Annotated in this window: 13 protein-coding genes, 5 tRNA genes and 1 pseudogene; 10 read left to right on the top strand and 9 right to left on the bottom strand. The window is 71.8% G+C overall.

Annotation, left to right across the window (positions count from 1 at the left end; translation table 11 throughout):
- Window positions 1-29 precede the first annotated feature (29 nt).
- Window positions 30-1,532, bottom strand: coding sequence for an MFS transporter (locus ACQEVS_RS16185; RefSeq protein ID WP_433021048.1), 1,503 nt, complete (start codon window positions 1,530-1,532; stop codon window positions 30-32).
- Between the two features lie 79 nt (window positions 1,533-1,611).
- On the opposite strand from ACQEVS_RS16185, the gene ACQEVS_RS16180 reads away from it, so the two are divergent.
- The 4 genes from ACQEVS_RS16180 to purM all read left to right on the top strand — a co-directional run bounded on the left by ACQEVS_RS16180 (window position 1,612) and on the right by purM (window position 5,989).
- Window positions 1,612-2,274 carry a TetR/AcrR family transcriptional regulator gene (locus ACQEVS_RS16180; RefSeq protein WP_433021045.1) on the top strand — a complete coding sequence of 221 codons (663 nt, stop codon included), beginning with the start codon at window positions 1,612-1,614 and terminating at the stop codon, window positions 2,272-2,274.
- Between the two features lie 126 nt (window positions 2,275-2,400).
- Window positions 2,401-3,234: a sterol carrier family protein gene (locus ACQEVS_RS16175; protein WP_433021042.1), complete on the top strand. Its 834-nt coding sequence runs from the start codon at window positions 2,401-2,403 to the stop codon at window positions 3,232-3,234.
- A 114-nt stretch (window positions 3,235-3,348) separates the two neighbouring features.
- The gene (purF, locus tag ACQEVS_RS16170; RefSeq protein WP_433021039.1) at window positions 3,349-4,866 is read left to right on the top strand and encodes an amidophosphoribosyltransferase; all 1,518 of its coding nucleotides are present in this window, start codon (window positions 3,349-3,351) and stop codon (window positions 4,864-4,866) included.
- A 25-nt stretch (window positions 4,867-4,891) separates the two neighbouring features.
- On the top strand, window positions 4,892-5,989 hold the full coding sequence (gene purM / locus ACQEVS_RS16165; protein WP_433021036.1) for a phosphoribosylformylglycinamidine cyclo-ligase: 1,098 nt from the start codon (window positions 4,892-4,894) through the stop codon (window positions 5,987-5,989).
- Between the two features lie 68 nt (window positions 5,990-6,057).
- Here the strand turns inward: purM and ACQEVS_RS16160 are convergent, their stop codons facing one another.
- Window positions 6,058-6,312 carry a DUF3073 domain-containing protein gene (locus tag ACQEVS_RS16160; RefSeq protein ID WP_433021033.1) on the bottom strand — a complete coding sequence of 85 codons (255 nt, stop codon included), beginning with the start codon at window positions 6,310-6,312 and terminating at the stop codon, window positions 6,058-6,060.
- Window positions 6,313-6,678: 366 nt separating this feature from the next.
- Window positions 6,679-7,811, bottom strand: a pseudogene (locus tag ACQEVS_RS16155) (Leu/Phe/Val dehydrogenase).
- A gap of 202 nt (window positions 7,812-8,013) precedes the next feature.
- Here ACQEVS_RS16155 and ACQEVS_RS16150 point away from each other — a divergent pair.
- Together ACQEVS_RS16150 and bldC are read left to right on the top strand one after the other, a co-directional pair.
- A complete protein-coding gene (locus ACQEVS_RS16150; RefSeq protein WP_433021030.1) occupies window positions 8,014-8,883 on the top strand; it encodes a hypothetical protein in 870 nt (289 codons plus the stop codon).
- A gap of 475 nt (window positions 8,884-9,358) precedes the next feature.
- Window positions 9,359-9,565 carry a developmental transcriptional regulator BldC gene (gene bldC, locus ACQEVS_RS16145; RefSeq protein ID WP_003980577.1) on the top strand — a complete coding sequence of 69 codons (207 nt, stop codon included), beginning with the start codon at window positions 9,359-9,361 and terminating at the stop codon, window positions 9,563-9,565.
- Between the two features lie 499 nt (window positions 9,566-10,064).
- On the opposite strand, the gene ACQEVS_RS16140 is transcribed toward bldC, so the two are convergent.
- The 6 genes from ACQEVS_RS16140 to ACQEVS_RS16115 form a co-directional block, all read right to left on the bottom strand.
- Entirely contained in the window at window positions 10,065-10,274 is a 210-nt protein-coding gene (locus ACQEVS_RS16140) for a DUF6274 family protein (RefSeq protein ID WP_433021025.1), read from the bottom strand.
- 189 nt (window positions 10,275-10,463) lie between these two features.
- Window positions 10,464-10,538 (bottom strand) — tRNA-Asp (locus ACQEVS_RS16135).
- 116 nt (window positions 10,539-10,654) lie between these two features.
- On the bottom strand, window positions 10,655-14,614 hold the full coding sequence (hrpA, locus tag ACQEVS_RS16130) for an ATP-dependent RNA helicase HrpA (protein WP_433021022.1): 3,960 nt from the start codon (window positions 14,612-14,614) through the stop codon (window positions 10,655-10,657).
- 115 nt (window positions 14,615-14,729) lie between these two features.
- Window positions 14,730-14,803 (bottom strand) — tRNA-Phe (locus ACQEVS_RS16125).
- 24 nt (window positions 14,804-14,827) lie between these two features.
- Window positions 14,828-14,902, bottom strand: a tRNA-Asp gene (locus ACQEVS_RS16120).
- Window positions 14,903-14,941: 39 nt separating this feature from the next.
- Window positions 14,942-15,014: transfer RNA gene (locus tag ACQEVS_RS16115), tRNA-Glu, on the bottom strand.
- 173 nt (window positions 15,015-15,187) lie between these two features.
- Between ACQEVS_RS16115 and ACQEVS_RS16110 the strand changes: the two genes are divergently transcribed.
- From ACQEVS_RS16110 to ACQEVS_RS16095, 4 genes are all read left to right on the top strand, one after another.
- Window positions 15,188-15,538: a metallopeptidase family protein gene (locus tag ACQEVS_RS16110; RefSeq protein ID WP_004947857.1), complete on the top strand. Its 351-nt coding sequence runs from the start codon at window positions 15,188-15,190 to the stop codon at window positions 15,536-15,538.
- Window positions 15,539-15,781: 243 nt separating this feature from the next.
- Window positions 15,782-16,342: a hypothetical protein gene (locus ACQEVS_RS16105; RefSeq protein WP_433021018.1), complete on the top strand. Its 561-nt coding sequence runs from the start codon at window positions 15,782-15,784 to the stop codon at window positions 16,340-16,342.
- A gap of 241 nt (window positions 16,343-16,583) precedes the next feature.
- Entirely contained in the window at window positions 16,584-18,839 is a 2,256-nt protein-coding gene (locus tag ACQEVS_RS16100) for a DEAD/DEAH box helicase (protein WP_433021015.1), read from the top strand.
- A 159-nt stretch (window positions 18,840-18,998) separates the two neighbouring features.
- Window positions 18,999-19,074: transfer RNA gene (locus ACQEVS_RS16095), tRNA-Lys, on the top strand.
- The last annotated feature ends 33 nt before the right edge of the window (window positions 19,075-19,107 follow it).

Raw genomic sequence — 19,107 nt, 5'->3', positions numbered from 1 at the left:
GCGTTTGAGGACGAGCGGCGGAGCCGCGATCAGGGGGTCTGGGGCGCAGCCCCAGGAATCGGCGAAGGGGCGGGACCGGGGCTCCCCTCCGCGGCCACCGCACCCCGCGGCAGCCGCAACGCCAAGACCAGAGCGAGCACCATCGCCCCCGCCGCACACAGGAACACCACGTCCACCGCGGACGTGAACGCCTCGACCGCGTCGACGCGTTCGGTCCCGCGAAGGGCCGCGATCCCACTCGCCGACCCACCCGGCCCCTCCGCCGCGTACACCCGAGCGAGCACCGTCCCGAACACAGCGGTCCCCAGCGCACTCCCGAGCGTCTGGAAGAAGCGAATGCTGGTCGTGGCGACACCAAGCCGCCGCACGGGCACGGCCTGCTGCACCATGACGATCAGCTGGCCCAGCAACTGCCCAAAGCCGACCCCCAAGAGCAGCATCTCGCCCCGCACGCCCCACAGATCCGTCTCCGTACCGGACAGCGCCAGCAGCCCCATGGCGACGCCGGCGCACACCGACCCGGAGAGCACGGTCGTACGGGGCGCGAGGCCCAGCCGGGCGGTCACCAGCCCCGCGACGGTCAGCCCAAGGGCCAAAGGCAGCATGAAGAGGCTGGCCGCAGTGGGCTCCACCCCCCGCGCGATCTGCAAATACAGCATCACGTAAATGATCGACCCCATCATCGCCACCCCGGAGAGCGCCTGCACGGCAAAGGCGAGCCGCACCGTCCGCACCCGGAACAGCCCGAGCGGCAGCACCGGTTCGGCCGCCGTCGCCTGCCGCCACAGGAACAGCGCCAGCAGCACCACCGCCCCGCCGATCAGCCCCAGCACGATGGGTGACCCCCAGGCGTACTTCCGCCCGCCCCACTCGGTGACCAGCAGCAGCGCGGTGGAGAAGGCGGCGGCCAGCGCGGCGCCGAGGTAGTCGACGCGGTGTCGGGTGCCGGGCGTGGGCAGGTCCAGGACGACCGCCGACACGGCGAGTACGGCGATGCCGACGGGCAGGTTGACGTAGAAGATCCAGCGCCAGTCCGCGTGGTCGGCGAGGTACGCGCCGAGCAGCGGGCCGAGCGCCATGCCGGCCCCGGCGACGAGGCCGCCGACGGCGGAGCCCCTGCCGGCGCCCCGCGCGGGGTCCTTCAGCTGGGCGATGACGATCATGGTGACGCTCATCAGCCCGCCGCCGCCGATGCCCTGGAGGGCGCGGAAGGCGATGAGCCACTCCATCGAGCCGGCCGCGCCGCACAGCGCCGAGCCGACGAGGAAGACCGCGACCGCGCCCAGGAAGACCCGCTTGGCCCCGAGGGTGTCGCAGAGCTTGCCGTAGAGCGGCAGGGCGGCGGTCGCGGCGAGGGAGAACGCGGTGACGAGCCAGGGGATGCGGTCGATGCCGTGGACGGGGTCGAGGTCCCGGGCGATGGGGACGGTGACGGCCGAGACGATGTTCTGGTCGAGCACGGCCAGCAGCATCGTCACGAGACAGACGCCGAAGCCGACGCGCCGCCGGGCGGCGGTCATGGGTGCGGTCATGCGGGACAGCCTGAACCACGAACATGTACCGAGTCAATTCTTTTTCTCGACCCAAAATTCATCCTGGTACAGTTCTGCCATGACGCAAGAGCAGCCGGGCCTGCGGGAACGCAAGAAGCTCCAGACCCGGGCCAAGCTGATGAGGGTCGCCGTCGAACTCTTCGAGGAGCGCGGCTACGACAAGGTCTCCGTCGCCGAGATCGCCGCCGCCGCGGAGGTCTCGAAGATGACGGTCTTCAACTACTGCGGCAGCAAAGAGGACATCCTCGTCGGCGCCCTGGAGGACCACGTCGACGACGTCGCCCGCGCGGTCCGCGAGCGGGCCCCCGGCGAGTCCGTGGTCCGCGCGGTGCGACGGCAGTTCCTCGCCGCCGTCGAAGCGTTCGAACCGTCGGTCGGGATGAGCGACGAACCGTTCGTCCTGCGGATGCGCCGGCTGATCATCGAGACCCCCGTCCTGCTCGCCCGCGCGCGGGAGATCGCCCACCGCAGCGAACGGCTGCTCGCCGAGGAACTGGCGGTGAGCGCCGCCCCGGGCGACCACCAGACGGCCCACATCGTCGCCGGACAGCTCATCGGCCTCCGCTACTCTCTCGTGGCCCTCAACCACCGCCGCCTGCTGGGCGGGGAGCCCGCCGCCTCTTTCGTGGACGACGCCAAGGCGCTGGCGGAACGGGCCTTCGACTCACTGGAGTTCGGCCTCGGCGACTACGGAGCGGTACGGCCGGACGCGGTCAGGTGAAGCATGGCCGGACGACCGGACGCGGCCGGCTGAAGCACGGCCACTACGACCGGACAGGGCCGGCTGAAGCACGCCCGATGCGACCGGACGGAACGCCGCCGCGGCCCCGCTGGTTACGCTCGCCCCATGACCGCCGCGCAGCGCAAGCCGAAGCCCCGCACCTACGACCCGGCCAAGGTCCGGGCCGCCCTGGACGGGCAGTTGACCACCCTGCGACGGGCGGTGAACGCCCTCTGCGAGGGCCCCGACGCCGCCGCGACGCTGGCGGCGCCCACCCGGCTGGGCGACTGGACCGTCCGCGACCTGATCGCGCACCTCGCCATCGCCCTGGAGTCCCTGCCCGTCCGCCTCGCCCAGCCCGCGCCCGGCCCCGCCGAACCCCGCGTGGACGTGCGGGGTTACCTGGCCGCCATGCGGTCCGGGGCCGAGCCCGTCGCCGCCGCCGCGCCGGCCGCCGCCCGTGCCCTGGGCGACGAACCGGCCGCCGCGGCGGCCCGGTTGGACGAGGCGGCGGACCGGCTCGCCTCCGCCGTCGCGGACGCCGATCCGGCCGCGCCGCTCGCCACCGTGCTCGGCCCCATGACCGTCGCGGACTACACGCTCACCCGCCTCCTGGAGGCCGTCGTCCACGCCGACGACCTCGCCGCGGCCACCGGAGTGCCCTTCGCCCACGACCGGCAGGCCCTGGCCACCGTCACCCGGATGCTGGCCGACGCGCTGGCCGCCGCCGCGCCCGGCGGCTCGGTGGAGGTACGGATCCCGCCCTTCGCCGTCGTCCAGTGCGTCGAGGGCCCCCGGCACACCCGCGGCACCCCGCCCAACGTCGTCGAGACCGATCCCCTGACCTGGATCCGGCTGGCCTCCGGCCGCGCCGACTGGGCCGCCGCGGTCGAGGACGCGCTGGTCACGGCGAGCGGCGAACGGGCCGATCTGTCCGGACAACTCCCTTTGTTCGGCTGAGCGCACGTACGCGCGGATCGCCTGCTCCGTGACGGGGCGTCGCTGTCCGTGGTGTGAGCCATCCCCGGTCGTCCCCGGTTCGGATGAACCTCGTCCCTGCCATAGACTCGAGGTGTGCCTCGTGGTGACGGACGACTCAACCACGACCTGCTCCCCGGCGAGAAGGGCCCCCAGGACGCTTGCGGCGTCTTCGGTGTCTGGGCTCCGGGTGAAGAGGTCGCCAAACTCACCTATTTCGGGCTGTATGCGCTGCAGCACCGTGGACAGGAGTCCGCGGGCATCGCGGTGAGCAACGGCTCCCAGATCCTGGTCTTCAAGGACATGGGCCTGGTCTCCCAGGTCTTCGACGAGACCTCCCTCGGCTCACTGAGCGGCCATATCGCCGTGGGCCACGCCCGGTACTCCACCACCGGGGCCTCGGTGTGGGAGAACGCCCAGCCGACCTTCCGCGCGACCGCCCACGGCTCCATCGCCCTCGGTCACAACGGCAACCTGGTCAACACGGCCGAGCTGGCCGAGATGGTCGCCGCGCTGCCGCGCGACGGCGGCCGGGCCACCCAGGTCGCCGCGACCAACGACACGGACCTGGTCACCGCGCTGCTCGCCGGCCAGACCGACGACGACGGCAAGCCGCTGACCGTCGAGGAGTCGGCCGCCAAGGTCCTCCCCGCCGTCCAGGGCGCCTTCTCGCTCGTCTTCATGGACGAGCACACCCTCTACGCCGCCCGCGACCCGCAGGGCATCCGCCCGCTGGTCCTCGGCCGGCTGGAGCGCGGCTGGGTGGTCGCGTCCGAGACCGCCGCCCTGGACATCGTCGGCGCGGCGTTCGTCCGCGAGGTCGAGCCCGGCGAGCTCGTCGCCATCGACGAGAACGGCGTGCGGACCAGCCGGTTCGCCGAGGCCCGCCCCAAGGGCTGCGTCTTCGAGTACGTCTACCTCGCGCGCCCCGACACCGACATCGCGGGCCGCAACGTCTACCTCTCCCGGGTGGAGATGGGCCGCCGGCTCGCCGCCGAGGCCCCGGCCGAGGCCGACCTGGTGATAGCGACCCCGGAGTCCGGCACCCCGGCCGCCGTCGGCTACGCCGAGGCCAGCGGGATCCCCTACAGCGCGGGCCTGGTCAAGAACAGCTACGTCGGCCGGACCTTCATCCAGCCCAGCCAGACCATCCGCCAGCTCGGCATCCGGCTGAAGCTCAACCCGCTGAAGGAGGTCATCCGCGGCAAGCGCCTGGTCGTCGTGGACGACTCCATCGTCCGCGGGAACACCCAGCGCGCCCTCGTCCGGATGCTCCGCGAGGCCGGCGCCGCCGAGGTCCACATCCGGATCTCCTCCCCGCCGATCAAGTGGCCCTGCTTCTTCGGCATCGACTTCGCCACCCGCGCGGAGCTGATCGCCAACGGGATGACGGTCGACGAGATCGGCAAGTCCCTCGGCGCCGACTCCCTGGCGTACATCTCCATCGACGGCATGATCGAGGCGACGGCCATCCCCAAGTCGAACCTCTGCCGCGCCTGTTTCGACGGCGAGTACCCGATGGACCTGCCCGACCCCGAGCTGCTCGGCAAGCACCTGCTGGAGACCGAGCTCGCAGGCGGCCACGACGCCGCGGACGCCCTGCGCCGCCCGTAAGAACGACACGAAAGATCTCGAGAGCATGCCCTCTGCAGAGACCACTGGTGCCAGCTACGCAAGCGCGGGCGTCGACATCGAGGCGGGCGACCGCGCCGTCGAACTCATGAAGGAATGGGTGAAGAAGGCCACCCGCCCCGAGGTCGTCGGCGGCCTCGGCGGCTTCGCCGGCCTCTTCGACGCCAGTGCCCTCAAGCGCTACGAGCGCCCCCTGCTCGCCTCCGCCACCGACGGCGTCGGCACCAAGGTGGACATCGCCCGCCGCATGGGCGTCTACGACACCATCGGCCACGACCTGGTCGGCATGGTCGTCGACGACCTCGTGGTCTGCGGCGCCGAGCCGCTGTTCATGACCGACTACATCTGCGTCGGCAAGGTGTACCCCGAGCGGGTCGCCGCGATCGTCAAGGGCATCGCCGAGGGCTGCACCCTCGCCGGCTGCGCCCTGGTCGGCGGCGAGACCGCCGAGCACCCCGGGCTGCTCGGCGCGGACGAGTTCGACGTGGCCGGCGCCGGCACCGGAGTCGTCGAGGCCGACCGGCTGCTCGGCGCGGAGCGCGTCCGTCCGGGTGACGTCGTCATCGCGATGGCCTCCTCCGGACTTCACTCGAACGGGTACTCGCTGGTACGCCATGTGCTCCTGGACCGGGCCGGCTGGTCGCTGGACCGCGAGGTTCCGGAGCTCGGCCGCACCCTCGGCGAGGAGCTGCTGGAGCCGACCCGGATCTACTCGCTGGACTGCCTGGCGCTCACCCGGACGACCGAGGTGCACGCGTTCTCGCACATCACCGGCGGCGGACTGGCCAACAACCTCGCCCGAGTGATCCCGGACCACCTGCACGCGGAGATCGACCGCGCGACCTGGACGCCGGACCCGGTGTTCACCCTGGTCGGCGAGGTCGGCGGGGTGGAGCGCCCGGAACTGGAGAAGACCCTCAACATGGGCGTCGGCATGATGGCCGTCGTGCCGGCGGAGTCGGCCGACGCCGCCCTGACCACGCTGGCCGACCGGGGCGTCGAGTCCTGGGTCGCCGGCGAGATCACCGAGCGCGGCGACCGTGCCGAGGCCGCGGTGCTCAGCGGGGACTACGGCGACGGCACCCAAGGTGACCGCGCGGCCTGACCGGGCCCGGGCAGCACAGAACCCGGTCCGGGGCGGGGCCCCGGACCGGGTCGGAGAAAGCTATCGCGTCAAGCGCGGCGACGGTAAGCGGACTGACCGGACGAGTGGTGCTCGTCCTCGTCGTCCTCGTCGTTGTAACGCGCCGCGTACTGCGCGTACGGGTCGTCGTCCAGCTCATCGTCGAGCGGCTCACCGTTCGGCGGCTGCTTTACCGGCGATGCGCCCAGCTCGTTGGCCAGGCGTGAGAGGTCGGTCCCACCGCTGTTGTACTTCAGCTGGCGGGCGACCTTTGTCTGCTTGGCCTTGGCCCGGCCGCGCCCCATGGCTCGACCCCCTCAATTACGGGGCTCGACGGCCCCAGAGTCTTGACACGCGTTCACTGTCATGAGTCAGAGCGGATTCCCGCAGAGGAATCCGGCCTGTAGGACTTCAACGGTACCTGCTTCCGCGGCCATACGGTACGTCGCCCGCATGACGTGCCACGGAGCACAACCTTAAGGGCGCCCCGTCCCCGCTGGTCAGCTGCGATTTTAACCCGTCCCGCCCGGCGACCCGCCGAGGGGTGGTGAGCGATGTCTCGCTTGCCACACCCCGACGGCCGCTCTGTCGGGACCACTGTGCGGGCTCCGACCACCCGAGCGGACGGGCCGGGGCCGGCTATGCAGCTGCCGGCACCACCGTCCCGGCCGTCACTGCCGTACCTGGCGCGGCACCCCGGCCGTCCGGCTTCCGCGCGCCTCCGCCATCCGCTGCTCGGCGAGCCGGTCGGCCGCCGCGGCGGGCGGGATGCCGTCCGCCGCCGCCCGTTCGAATATGGCCAGCGTGGTGTCGTGGATCCGGGCCGCCTTGGCCTTCGCCCGGTCGAAGTCGAAGCCCTTGAGCTCCTCCGCGACCTGGATGACGCCACCGGCGTTCACCACGTAGTCCGGGGCGTAGAGGATGCCGCGGTCGGCGAGGTCCTTCTCCACCCCCGGGTGGGCCAACTGGTTGTTGGCCGCACCGCAGACGACGGTCGCCGTGAGGGCCGCCACCGTCTCGTCGTCCAGGGCACCGCCGAGGGCGCAGGGAGCGTAGACGTCGAGGGGGGAGCGAACCAGGACGTCGACATCCGACACCGAAGTGACCTGCGGGAACTCCTCGATGACCGCCTCGACGGCGGCCTGCTTGACGTCGGTGACGACGACCTCCGCGCCGTCCTCGACCAGGTGCCGCACCAGGTAGCGCCCGACCTTGCCGACCCCGGCGACGCCGACCCGCCGGCCGCGCAGCGTGGGCTCGCCCCACTGGACGCGCGCCGCGGCCCGCATGCCCTGGAAGACGCCGAACGCGGTGAGCACGGACGAGTCGCCGGCGCCGCCGTTCTCGGGGAGCGGCCGGTGGTCCAGCGGCACTCGCGGGCGACGACGTCCATGTCCCGCACGTACGTGCCAACGTCGCACGCGGTGACATAGCGGCCGCCGAGGGAGGCCACGAACCGGCCGTAGGCGAGCAGCAGTTGTTCGGTCTTGATCGCGTCCGGGTCGCCGATGATCACGGCCTTCCCGCCGCCGTGCTCCAGACCCGCCAGCGCGTTCTTGTACGACATGCCGCGCGAGAGGTTGAGGGCGTCGCGGACGGCCGCCTCCTCGGAGGCGTAGGCGTGGAAGCGGGTGCCGCCGAGCGCCGGGCCCAGGGCGGTGGAGTGGAGGGCGATCACGGCCTTGAGGCCGGTCTCGCGGTCCTGGCAGAGCACGACCTGCTCGTGCCCGCCGAGTTCGGAGCCGAACAGGGTGTGCAGCACGCTCTCGGACTCGGCTGAGGGGGTGGGACGTACGTCAGTCACGGTGGTGACTCCATATGTCTCGCGCTTCGCCCTCCCGGGGGTGGAGGAGGGCCGGTTGGCACGAGGGTAGGGCCTGACGGCCCCGCGCAAGGGGCCGGTGCCGAGGATCACTCTCCCGGGCCCCCGTCCCGTGGGACGATTCGCTCCGTACGGGGAGATCCGCCCGGACCCCCGAGGTGTCCTGCTGCTTGAGGGAGCGAGCGTGGGTCTGGCGTCGTCGGTGACCGTCCCGTACGCGGCCTATCTGCGGGTCTACGAGCCGCTGAGCGCCTTCCCGCGGGCCGAGCGCCGGTACTGGGAGGAGTACGCCCGGCGCGCGGCGCTCCCCACCGCGCAGGACGAACTCCGGCGCTCGCTCGCCGACTTGCTGCCCACCCCGCCCGTGGCCGTGCCGGTGCACGAGAGCGGCGACGCCTTCGTGGCCGTGCGGGACGGCGTCGTCTGCGTCTGCCCCTGGCGCACCCGGCTGCGCGGCTGGCTGGCCCTGGAGGAGCTCGCCGAGCGCTTTCCCACGCCGGTGCTCGACGCCGTCCTGCCGCCGGTGGTGCGGCGTCAGGCCGAGGCGGACTACGCCCGGTGGCTGGAGCGCAACCCCGACGCCCGGCCGTGGATCAGGACGGCCACCTGGCAGGTGCCGCTGCGCTGGTTCGTACTCTTCTCCGACGAGGAGCGCGAGTACGGCAAGGCGTCCGAGACGGCCGGCGGCCCCGGCGGCCCGGTGCGGGAGGGGCTGGTGCTCCGCTACCGGACGGCGATGGTGGAGGCCCGGCGGCGGGTGGCCCGCGGACTGCGCACGCTGCGGGACGCGATCGAGGAGGGGCCCTTGATCGACGGCCTGGTGGACGTGGGCAGATGGCTGGAAGAGTTCCATCCGCGGTCCCTGGTGGAGCTGGACTACGGCGGGCTGGTGCATATGGTGCCGGAGGCACGGCTCGCCGACGACCGCTCCGCGGCGGACACGGCGGAGGGGCTGGCCGCGCTGCGGGCCGGGGACGGCGTCCGGGCGGGCGAGGCGTACGAGCGGCTGACGGAGCGTTGGCGCGCGGTGCGGGACCGGCAGTTCGCGAACTGACGGGCGGCGGCGGGGGTTTGATGATTCCAGGACCTAGGTCCTGATCCGGCCAATTGCCGCAACCGTGATCTAACGCACTTACGTCAGGTCTTGCGCCCATCACCCACCCTCGTGGCAAAATAGGACAAGGAGTCCGGGAAGGACTCCTTCCGTCCGAGTAAGGGTGGATGGATCGGTATTGCACTCCTTGGCGGGTCTGGTGACCCCTGATCCCGCTGTGACTGATCGTCACGGTGGCGTGACTGTCCGCTATGGCATGGTCCATCGGCTTCCGTCGAGGTTGAACACCTGAGAGGGCAATTCCATCGGTTTGGCCGACGTGGCTGGACAGATGGTGTAGTTGTAGTGCCGAGGACAAGCCGTTCGTCCTATAACCGACTCGGCCCGCGTCCGCCATTTCGGGCAACGCGGGTCAAGGTGCAGAATTTAGAGGAAAGAACCGATCCTGAACTCGGTTCTCCCGAGGAGGCCGCTCATGACCGCTCGCACCCCTGATGCCGAGCCGCTGTTGACCCCGGCTGAGGTTGCCACGATGTTCCGCGTGGACCCGAAGACGGTCACGCGGTGGGCGAAGGCAGGCAAGCTCACGTCGATCCGTACGCTCGGAGGCCACCGCCGTTACCGCGAGGCGGAGGTCCGGGCGCTGCTGGCAGGCATCCCGCAGCAGCGCAGCGAGTCCTGAACCACCGCATGACCGGGCGTTTTCCGGGGCCCCAACCCGTTGACCGCCCACCCTCAGCTCCACACGTTCCACCAGGTACCACACGACTGCGGAGACCTGCCCCCAACAGGGATCCGCGCCCGGAACGGGTGACGTCGTCGATCGCGCTGGGCTCCGCCGGGTCCAGCGCGGTCTTTTTTGTGCCCGCTTCCGGAACCGTGCCGTATCGCGGAACCCCCGGGCGTACCGCCGGCTCCCATTCCGGAATGGTTGAGCGGCCGGTGCAATTGCACATATTAAATTGACCGGTGATGACCGGGGCGTGAGTTCCGTCATCTCCGTAACTCTTTCGGTGACTCCCGTCACAGCATCCCGAGGTTGCCGCCCGTCACCGGGCCGGTATAGAGAAGCCGACCGTCCCGTCTGTTCCCGGGAAAGGCCGGCCGCGGTGCGCCTCCGCCGGTCCTACGTCCGTACCGTACGGCCGGTCGTCCGCCGTTTCGGGGACCCACGCCGTCCGTCATGCCGCCGGGCCCTCCCCGGAGTCCCCCGGGCCGTCCTGGGTGCCCGCGGGGCCGCCGGGGGCTGTTTCCAGGGCCAGCCGCAGGAGCCGGTGGCAGACTGCGCAGTGACGGGTCAGGTGGCGGTAGCGGACGGACGCCGAGAGGTGGGCTCGCAGCAGCGCCCCGGTCTCGTGCCGGGTCCTCGCGGTCGGGCTGGTCGTGGTCATGGGGCGCGCACCTCCCACTGACTGGGTACCCCTGGCACGTGTCGCCGTCAAGGAGCCGTGTGCGAGGGGCGGGTGGCCCCGGCCATCCGCCGGCCAGGCGGGGGAGGGTCGGGTTTCGGCCATGCGGCACGCCGTCGGTGGCAAGCGAAGAGGCCCGCTCTCCTCGCGGAGAACGGGCCTCTTCCGATGCGGTCCTGACGGGATTTGAACCCGCGGCCTCCACCTTGACAGGGTGGCGAGCACTCCAAACTGCTCCACAGGACCTTGCTGCTTTCCCGCCTTCGCGGTGCTGCGTGGCAAGACTCTACAGCAGGTCAGGGGGTGCGGTCGAACTCGCCTTCCCGAGGCCGTCCCGAGGCCGTCCCGACGCTCTCCCGAGGTCAGGGCGCGAGGGCGTCGATGGCCTTCACGATGCGCTTGTCCGAGACCGGGAACGCCGTGCCGAGCGCGTGCGCGAAGTAGCTCACCCGCAGCTCCTCGATCATCCAGCGGATGTCCAGGGCCTCCTGGGGCACCGGGCGCCCCTTCGGGAACTGCTCCAGCAGCCACGCGTGCTCGTCCTGCATCTCCTTGACCTTGGCCAGCCGCGCCCGGTCCCGTTCCGCGTTGGTGGGCAGCTGGGTCAGCCGCCGGTCCACGGCTACCAGGTAGCGCAGCAGGTCGGGCAGCCGGCGGACGCCGTGGGCGGTCACGAAGCCGGGCTTCACCAGCTCCGCGAGCTGCTGCTTGACGTCCGTGAGGGAGGTGAGCAGCACGGGGCTGGTGGTGGCCTTCAGCCGGCGCTCGCACGCCTGCCAGGCGGCCAGCACCTCCTGCACCTTGCGGATGGTGTCCAGCGTCACGTCGACGATGTCCGCCCGGACCGCGTCGAAGAGCTTCCGGAAGCCCTCCTCGTCCCAGGCGGGCCCGCCGTGGCCGGCGATCAGCTTGTCCGCCGCGCCCGCCACGCAGTCCTCGAAGAGGGCCTGGATCGAACCGTGCGGGTTCCGCGACAGGGCGAGCTTCTGCTGGTTGCTCAGCTTGTCCTGGGCGAACTTGGCGGGGTTGGAGGGGAGATTGAGCAGGATGAGGCGGCGGGTGCCGCGCCACATGGCTTGCCGCTGCTCCTCCTCGGTGTCGAAGAGGCGGACGGCGACCGAGGCGCCCTCGTCGACCAGGGCCGGGTACGCCTTGACGGGCTGGCCCGCGCGCCGGGTCTCGAAGGTGCGCGGCAGGGCCCCGATCGTCCACTGGGTGAGCCCGGACCGCTGCTCGGGTCCGGCGGCGCTCCCGGTGGCCGTCGTGGCCTTCTCGAAGGCCCTGGTGATGGCCGCCTGCGTCTTAGGCTTCAGCCGGGTGCGCAGCGCCTCCAGGTCCTTGTCCTCGGTGATCTTGCGCTTGCGCTCGTCGATGATCCGGAAGGTGATCTTCAGGTGGTCGGGGACGCGGCCCGGGTCGAAGTCGTCCGGCTCGATCCGGACGGCGGTCATCCGGTGCAGTTCGCGGGCGAGCGCGGTCGTCAGCGGCTCCTGCACGGGGACGGTGGAGTCCAGGAAGCGCCTCGCGTAGTCGGGCGCCGGCACGCAGTTGCGGCGCAGCGGCTTCGGCAGCGAGCGGATCAGCTCCGTCACCAGATCCTGGCGCAGGCCCGGGATCTGCCAGTCGAAGCCCTCCGGGGAGACCTGGTTGAGCACCTGGAGCGGGATGTGGACCGTCACGCCGTCCGCGTCCGCCCCCGGCTCGAACTGGTACGTCACCCGGAACTTCAGCCGGCCCTGCCGCCAGGAGTCCGGATAGTCGTCCTTGGTGACCGCCTCGGCGTTCTCGTTGATCAGCATGGAGTGCTCGAAGTCGAGCAGCCCCGGCTCCTCGCGGCGCTTGTGCTTCCACCACGAGTCGAAGTGCGCCCCGGACACGACGTGTTCGGGCAGCCGCCGGTCGTAGAAGTCGAACAGCGTCTCGTCGTCCACCAGGATGTCCCGGCGGCGCGCCCGGTGCTCCAGCTCCTCGACCTCGCCGAGGAGCTTGCGGTTGTCGTGGAAGAACTGGTGGTGCGTCTTCCAGTCGCCCTCGACCAGCGCGTTGCGGATGAACAGCTCGCGGCTGGTCTCCGGGTCGATCCGGCCGTAGTTGACCTTGCGCTGCGCGACGATCGGCACGCCGTAGAGCGTCACCCGCTCGTACGCCATGACGGCCGCCTGCTTCTGCTCCCAGTGCGGCTCGCTGTAGGTGCGCTTCACCAGGTGCTGGGCGAGCGGCTCGATCCACTCCGGCTCGATCCGGGCGTTCACCCGGGCCCACAGCCGGGACGTCTCCACCAGCTCCGCCGACATGATCCAGCGCGGCGGCTTCTTGAAGAGGGCCGAGCCGGGGAAGACCGCGAACTTGGCGCTGCGGGCGCCCAGGTACTCGTTCTTCTCGGTGTCCTTCAGGCCGAGGTGCGACAGCAGGCCCGCGAGCAGCGACTGGTGGACGCGCTCCGGGGCCGCGTCCTCGTCGTTCAGGTGCACGCCCATCGACTTCGCGACCGTGCGCAGCTGCGTGTAGATGTCCTGCCACTCGCGTATCCGCAGGTAGTTCAGGAACTCCGACTTGCACATGCGCCGGAACGCCGAGGACGACAGCGCCTTCTGCTGCTCGCGCACATAGCGCCAGAGGTTGAGGAAGGCGAGGAAGTCGCTCGTCTCGTCCTTGAACCGGGCGTGCTGCTGGTCCGCCTGCTGCTGCTTCTCCGACGGCCGTTCGCGCGGGTCCTGGATGGACAGCGCGGCGGCGATCACCATCACCTCGCGCACACAGCCGTTCCGGTCCGCCTCCAGCACCATCCGGGCGAGGCGCGGGTCGACGGGGAGCTGTGACAGCTTGCGGCCGAGGGGCGTGAGCCGCTTCTTCGCATCCTTCTGCTGCGGGTCGAGCGCGCCCAGCTCCTGGAGCAGGTCGACGCCGTCCTTGATGTTGCGCCGGTCCGGCGGGTCGATGAACGGGAACTTCTCGATGTCCCCGAGCCCGGCGGCGGTCATCTGGAGGATCACGGAGGCGAGGTTCGTCCGCAGGATCTCCGCGTCCGTGAACTCCGGCCGGGAGAGGAAGTCGTCCTCCGAGTACAGCCGGATGCAGACGCCGTCGCTCGTCCGGCCGCAGCGGCCCTTGCGCTGGTTGGCGCTGGCCTGCGAGACCGGCTCGATGGGCAGCCGCTGCACCTTGGTGCGGTGGCTGTAGCGCGAGATCCGGGCGAAGCCTGGGTCGATCACGTACTTGATGCCGGGGACGGTGAGCGACGTCTCGGCCACGTTCGTCGCGAGGACGACTCGGCGGCCGGTGTGGCGCTGGAAGACGCGGTGCTGCTCGGCGTGGGAGAGGCGCGCGTACAGCGGAAGGATCTCGGTCCCGCGTCCGACAGCGCCTCCGGCGCGCGTGAGCTTCTTCTCCAGCGCGTCCGCCGTGTCACGGATCTCGCGCTCGCCGGAGAGGAAGACCAGGATGTCGCCTTCGCCCTCCCGCTGGAGCTCGTCCACCGCGTCGCAGATCGCCGTGATCTGGTCGCGGTCCGCGTCCTCGGAGTCCTCCTCCAGCAGCGGGCGGTAGCGCACCTCGACCGGGTACGTCCGCCCGCTGACCTCGATGATCGGGGCGTCGCCGAAGTGCCGGGAGAAGCGCTCCGGGTCGATCGTCGCCGAGGTGATGACGACCTTGAGGTCGGGGCGGCGGGGGAGCAGCTGGGCGAGGTAGCCCAGGATGAAGTCGATGTTGAGGCTGCGCTCGTGCGCCTCGTCGATGATGATCGTGTCGTACTGGCGCAGCTCGCGGTCGGTCTGGATCTCCGCCAGCAGGATGCCGTCGGTCATCAGCTTGACCATGGTGTCCGGCCCGACCTGGTCGGTGAACCGGACCTTCCAGCCGACGGCCTCGCCCAGCGGCGTCCGCAGCTCCTCCGCGACCCGCTCCGCCACCGTACGGGCGGCGAGCCGGCGGGGCTGGGTGTGCCCGATCAGACCGCGGACGCCCCGGCCGAGCTCCAGGCAGATCTTGGGGATCTGCGTGGTCTTGCCGGAACCGGTCTCACCCGCGACGATGACGACCTGGTGGTCGCGTATCGCCTCCAGGATCGCGTCCTTCTTCTGGCTGACCGGGAGCTGCTCGGGGTACGTGACGGCCGGCACCCGGGCCGCGCGGCGCGCCACGCGCTCCTCGGCCTGGCCGATCTCGGCGTCGATCTCGGCGAGGACCGCCTCCCGGGCCTCGGGCTTGCGGATCCGGCGGGCACCGTCCAGCCTGCGGCCCAGCCGCTGCGCGTCGCGCAGGGACAGCTCGGACAGGCGCGCGGCGAGGCCGGCGGGGGTGAGGGCAGGCTGCGTAGACATACGGACCCCAGGATCGCACCAGGCGGGACGAAGCGGCGAACGCATTTCCCCGGGCGGTGCTGCCGGAAGGCCGCACGAAGAAGGCCCCGATCCGAGGATCGGGGCCTTCTGGCTGTGGCTGGGGCCGGGGTCGAACCGGCGACCTTCCGCTTTTCAGGCGGACGCTCGTACCAACTGAGCTACCCAGCCACGCAAGCACCGGGATGCTTGCAGCGGTCCTGACGGGATTTGAACCCGCGGCCTCCACCTTGACAGGGTGGCGAGCACTCCAAACTGCTCCACAGGACCTTGCTATGTGCGAGCACTAGTCTCGCACACGGTACAGCGTGCCCCCAACGGGATTCGAACCCGTGCTACCGCCTTGAAAGGGCGGCGTCCTGGGCCACTAGACGATGAGGGCTGAATGGCCCACCTGGGCGCTTTGCGGCGCCTCGGGGACGTGAGAAGCATATGGGATGTCGGGAGCGAACGCCAAAACGGTTTGCCGAGGCCGGCGGCGGCGGGGGCGCGGCGGCCGGGGGCGGCCGCCCGCGCACCCCGCGCCGCGGCCCTCCGTGGCGGACAATGGCGAGCGTGCTGGAGATGACGCGCGAGGAGTTCGAGGAGCTGGTCGCCGAGGGGCTGGACCGGATCCCGCCGGAGCTGACGCGGCTGATGGACAACGTCGCCGTGTTCGTCGAGGACGAGCCCCCGGCGGACGACCCGGAGCTGCTCGGACTCTACGAGGGGACGCCGCTCACGGAGCGCGGCGAGTGGTACGCGGGGGTGCTGCCCGACCGGATCACCGTCTACCGCGGTCCCACGCTGCGCATGTGCGCGACGCGGGAGGAGGTCGTGGCGGAGGTGGAGGTCACCGTGGTGCACGAGGTGGCGCACCACTTCGGCATCGACGACGAGCGGCTGCACGCGCTCGGGTACGGCTGAGGCCGGGCGGCCGCGCGGGGGCCGGCGTGCGCGGGGTCCCCGGGCGTGGTCGCCCGCGCGGCGAGGCGCGGCGTACGTCCCGGCCCGTGGTGTTCTCCGCCGCTCCGGCGGGCGGCGCGGCGCGTGTGCGGCCGGAGGCGTGGGTTCCGTCTCGGGCCGGTGCGGCGGGGCGCGTGTCCTGCGCGGTGCGGGGCCAGTTGGGCAGGGAGCCTGTCCCCGCGAGTCCCGAAGGCGGTCCCTCCCATGCGCGCGATTCCCGAGCACTCCGAACCCCCCGCGGGCCGGGTGCACCCGGCGTCCGGCCGGCTGCGGTCGGCCGCCACCCGCCTGGCGGCGGTGGCCGTGGCGACCCTGGCCCTCGGCGGCTGCATGAGCGTGAGCGAGCCCGGCCGGCCGGCGCCCTCCGCGTCCGGGCGGCAGCGGGAGGCCGGGGCCCGGCCGGACGGCGGGAAGACCGCGCCGGACGGCCGGCCGGAGCGGGCGGACGCCAAGGGGGTGCGGGGCGCCGCCGGGAGTCCGGGGGTCAAGGACGCGCGCGACGGGGCGTCGGGTGCCGCTCCGTCCGGCGGCGCGGACGCGGGGTCGTCGGCGCCCTCGCCGCAGGGCAGGCCCGCCAAGCCGGGCGACCGGAAGAAGCCCCCCGCGCCGGGCGCGTCCCCCGCCCCCGCGAAGCCGCCCGCCTCGCCCGCGCAGCCCAGCCACCCGGCCCCCGACCCGGACCCACCGGTTCCGCCGTCGCCGCCCGCGCCCGCCACCGAGTCGCCCGCCCCGCATCCGACGCCGCAGGCCGGGCCGGTCGCTTAGGTGGTCGACATGAGCACTGTGGGGTGGGTCACGGGAGTGGCGAGGAGGGCGGGGTTGCGCTCCACGGTGTCGAGTGCGTATGGTGGTAGATCGTTTGATCCCATTTGCCCGGCGCCTGTCAGATGCGCGCCGTGTGGCGCGTTCCTTACCTTGCCGTGGCTGACCGCATCGAGGCGGTCATTTGTGAAGCCGACACGGAGCTTGGGCGCGTGCCGAAACTCCGGAAGGTTTCGCATTTCGCATGTCCATTTCCACTGACCAGACCGTCATGCCCGTGGCCGACGAGACGATCGTCGAGTCCCCCGAGATCGTCGAGATCGCCGAGGCCGTCGAGGCCGCCGCGACCGACGTCACCGCCGAGGCCCCCGAGGCCCCCGAGGCCGACGAGCCGTCGATCACCTTCGCCGACCTGGGCCTGGACGAGGCGATCGTCCGCAAGCTCGCCCAGAACGGCGTCACCACCCCCTTCCCGATCCAGGCGGCGACCATCCCGGACGCCCTGGCCGGCAAGGACATCCTGGGCCGCGGCCGTACCGGCTCCGGCAAGACCCTCTCGTTCGGTCTGCCGCTGCTGTCGATCCTCTCGGGCGGCCACACGGAGAAGAAGCGTCCGCGCGGTCTGATCCTCACCCCGACCCGCGAGCTGGCGATGCAGGTCGCCGACGCCCTCCAGCCCTACGGCGACGTCCTCGGCCTGAAGATGAAGGTCGTCTGCGGCGGTACGTCCATGGGCAACCAGATCTACGCCCTGGAGCGCGGCGTCGACATCCTCGTCGCCACCCCGGGCCGCCTGCGCGACATCATCAACCGCGGTGCCGCCTCCCTCGACAAGGTCCAGGTCGCCGTCCTCGACGAGGCCGACCAGATGGCCGACATGGGCTTCCTGCCCGAGGTCACCGAGATCCTCGACCTGGTGCCGTCCGGCGGTCAGCGCCTGCTGTTCTCCGCGACGCTGGAGAACGAGATCGACACCCTGGTCAAGCGCTACCTGGTCGACCCGGTCACCCACGAGGTGGACGCGGCGCAGGGCGCGGTCACCACGATGACCCACCACGTCCTCGTCGTGAAGCCGAAGGACAAGGCGCCGGTCACGGCCGCCATCGCCGCCCGCAAGGGCCGCACCATCATCTTCGTCCGCACCCAGATGGGCGCCGACCGCGTCGCCGAGCAGCTGCTCGACGCCGGTGTCCGCGCGGACGCGCTGCACGGTGGCATGACCCAGGGCGCCCGTACCCGCGTCCTGGAGGACTTCAAGGGCGGCCGGGTCAACGTCCTGGTCGCCACCGACGTGGCCGCCCGTGGCATCCACGTCGACGGCATCGACCTGGTCCTCAACGTCGACCCCGCCGGCGACCACAAGGACTACCTGCACCGCTCCGGCCGTACGGCCCGCGCCGGGCAGTCCGGCACGGTCGTCTCGCTGGCCCTGCCGCACCAGCGCCGGCAGATCTTCCGCCTGATGGAGGACGCGGGCGTGGACGCCTCGCGCCACATCGTCGGCGGCGCCGGCGCCTTCGACCCCGAGGTCGCCGAGATCACCGGTGCCCGCTCGCTCACCGAGGTGCAGGCCGACTCGGCCGCGAACGCGGCCAAGCAGGCCGAGCGCGACCTGGCCGACCTCAACCGCCAGCTGGAGCGCGCCCAGCGCCGCGCCACCGAGCTGCGCGAGGAGGCCGACCGCCTGCTGGCCCGCGCCGCCCGTGAGCGTGGCGAGGACCCGGAGGCCGCCGTGGCCGCCGCCGCCGAGGAGGCCGCGGCCGAGGCCGCCCGGATCGCGGAGCAGGCCGCTGCCGCCGCCGCGGTGCCCGCGCAGGCCGAGCGCCGTGACGAGCGGGGCAACTTCGAGCGCCGCTCGGGCGGTTTCCGCCGGGACGACCGCGAGGAGCGGGGCGGCGACCGTGGCGGGTTCCGCCGCGACGACCGTCGTGACGACCGTCCGTCCGGTGGCTTCCGCCGCGACGACCGGGGCGACCGTGGCGGCTTCCGCCGTGACGACCGTGGTGGCGACCGTCCGTTCAACCGGGACCGTCGTGACGAGCGCCCGTCGGGTGGCTTCCGCCGCGACGACCGCGGTGGCGACCGTCCGTTCAACCGCGACCGTCGTGACGAGCGTCCGTCCGGTGGCTTCCGCCGCGACGACCGTGACGACCGCGGCGGTGACCGTGGTGGCGACCGTGGCGGGTTCCGCCGCGACGAGCGCCGTGACGACCGCGGCGGCGACCGCGGTGGGTTCCGTCGCGACGACCGGCACTCCGGCGGCTTCCGCCGCGACGACCGTCCGTCCTCCGGCTTCCGCCGTGACGACCGCCCGTCGGGCGGCTTCCGCTCCGGTGGCGGCGACCGTCCGTTCAACCGCGACCGTCGTGACGACCGTCCGTCCGGTGGCTTCCGCTCCGGTGGCGGCGACCGCCCCTACGGCCGCCGCGACGACCACCGCGCCGCCGGCTCGTCGTTCGACCGCCGTGCCGACAAGCCGCGCTGGAAGCGCAACGGCTGATCATCGGATCGGGAACGGCAAGCACCCTTCCCACCAGCGGAACTGAGGGCCCGTACGGCGCCCCGGTAGCGGAAGGGCTCCTTCCTGGAGCCCTTCCGGAAAAGTGCCGGGGATAACGACTCGGGATCCGGCGCCCTGCCGGGCTATGCTGCGGGGTGCGGGCCGTTAGCTCAATTGGCAGAGCAGTGGACTTTTAATCCATTGGTTGTGGGTTCGAGTCCCACACGGCCTACCACGGGAGCCCAGGTCAGAGACATCTGACCTGGGC

Origin of the sequence: Streptomyces sp. CA-181903 (assembly GCF_050937075.1) — a bacterium.
GTDB lineage: Bacteria > Actinomycetota > Actinomycetes > Streptomycetales > Streptomycetaceae > Streptomyces.
This window is presented reverse-complemented; position numbering and strand designations above follow the sequence as displayed.

Coding starts and splice junctions, on each gene's coding strand:
- ACQEVS_RS16160 (WP_433021033.1), bottom strand. CDS start 6,312: ATGGGGCGCGGCCGGGCCAAGGCCAAGCAGACAAAGGTCGCCCGCCAG.
- ACQEVS_RS16175 (WP_433021042.1), top strand. CDS start 2,401: ATGACCGCCGCGCAGCGCAAGCCGAAGCCCCGCACCTACGACCCGGCC.
- ACQEVS_RS16140 (WP_433021025.1), bottom strand. CDS start 10,274: ATGACCACGACCAGCCCGACCGCGAGGACCCGGCACGAGACCGGGGCG.
- ACQEVS_RS16180 (WP_433021045.1), top strand. CDS start 1,612: ATGACGCAAGAGCAGCCGGGCCTGCGGGAACGCAAGAAGCTCCAGACC.
- purM (WP_433021036.1), top strand. CDS start 4,892: ATGCCCTCTGCAGAGACCACTGGTGCCAGCTACGCAAGCGCGGGCGTC.
- bldC (WP_003980577.1), top strand. CDS start 9,359: ATGACCGCTCGCACCCCTGATGCCGAGCCGCTGTTGACCCCGGCTGAG.
- hrpA (WP_433021022.1), bottom strand. CDS start 14,614: ATGTCTACGCAGCCTGCCCTCACCCCCGCCGGCCTCGCCGCGCGCCTG.
- ACQEVS_RS16105 (WP_433021018.1), top strand. CDS start 15,782: ATGCGCGCGATTCCCGAGCACTCCGAACCCCCCGCGGGCCGGGTGCAC.
- ACQEVS_RS16100 (WP_433021015.1), top strand. CDS start 16,584: ATGTCCATTTCCACTGACCAGACCGTCATGCCCGTGGCCGACGAGACG.
- ACQEVS_RS16185 (WP_433021048.1), bottom strand. CDS start 1,532: ATGACCGCACCCATGACCGCCGCCCGGCGGCGCGTCGGCTTCGGCGTC.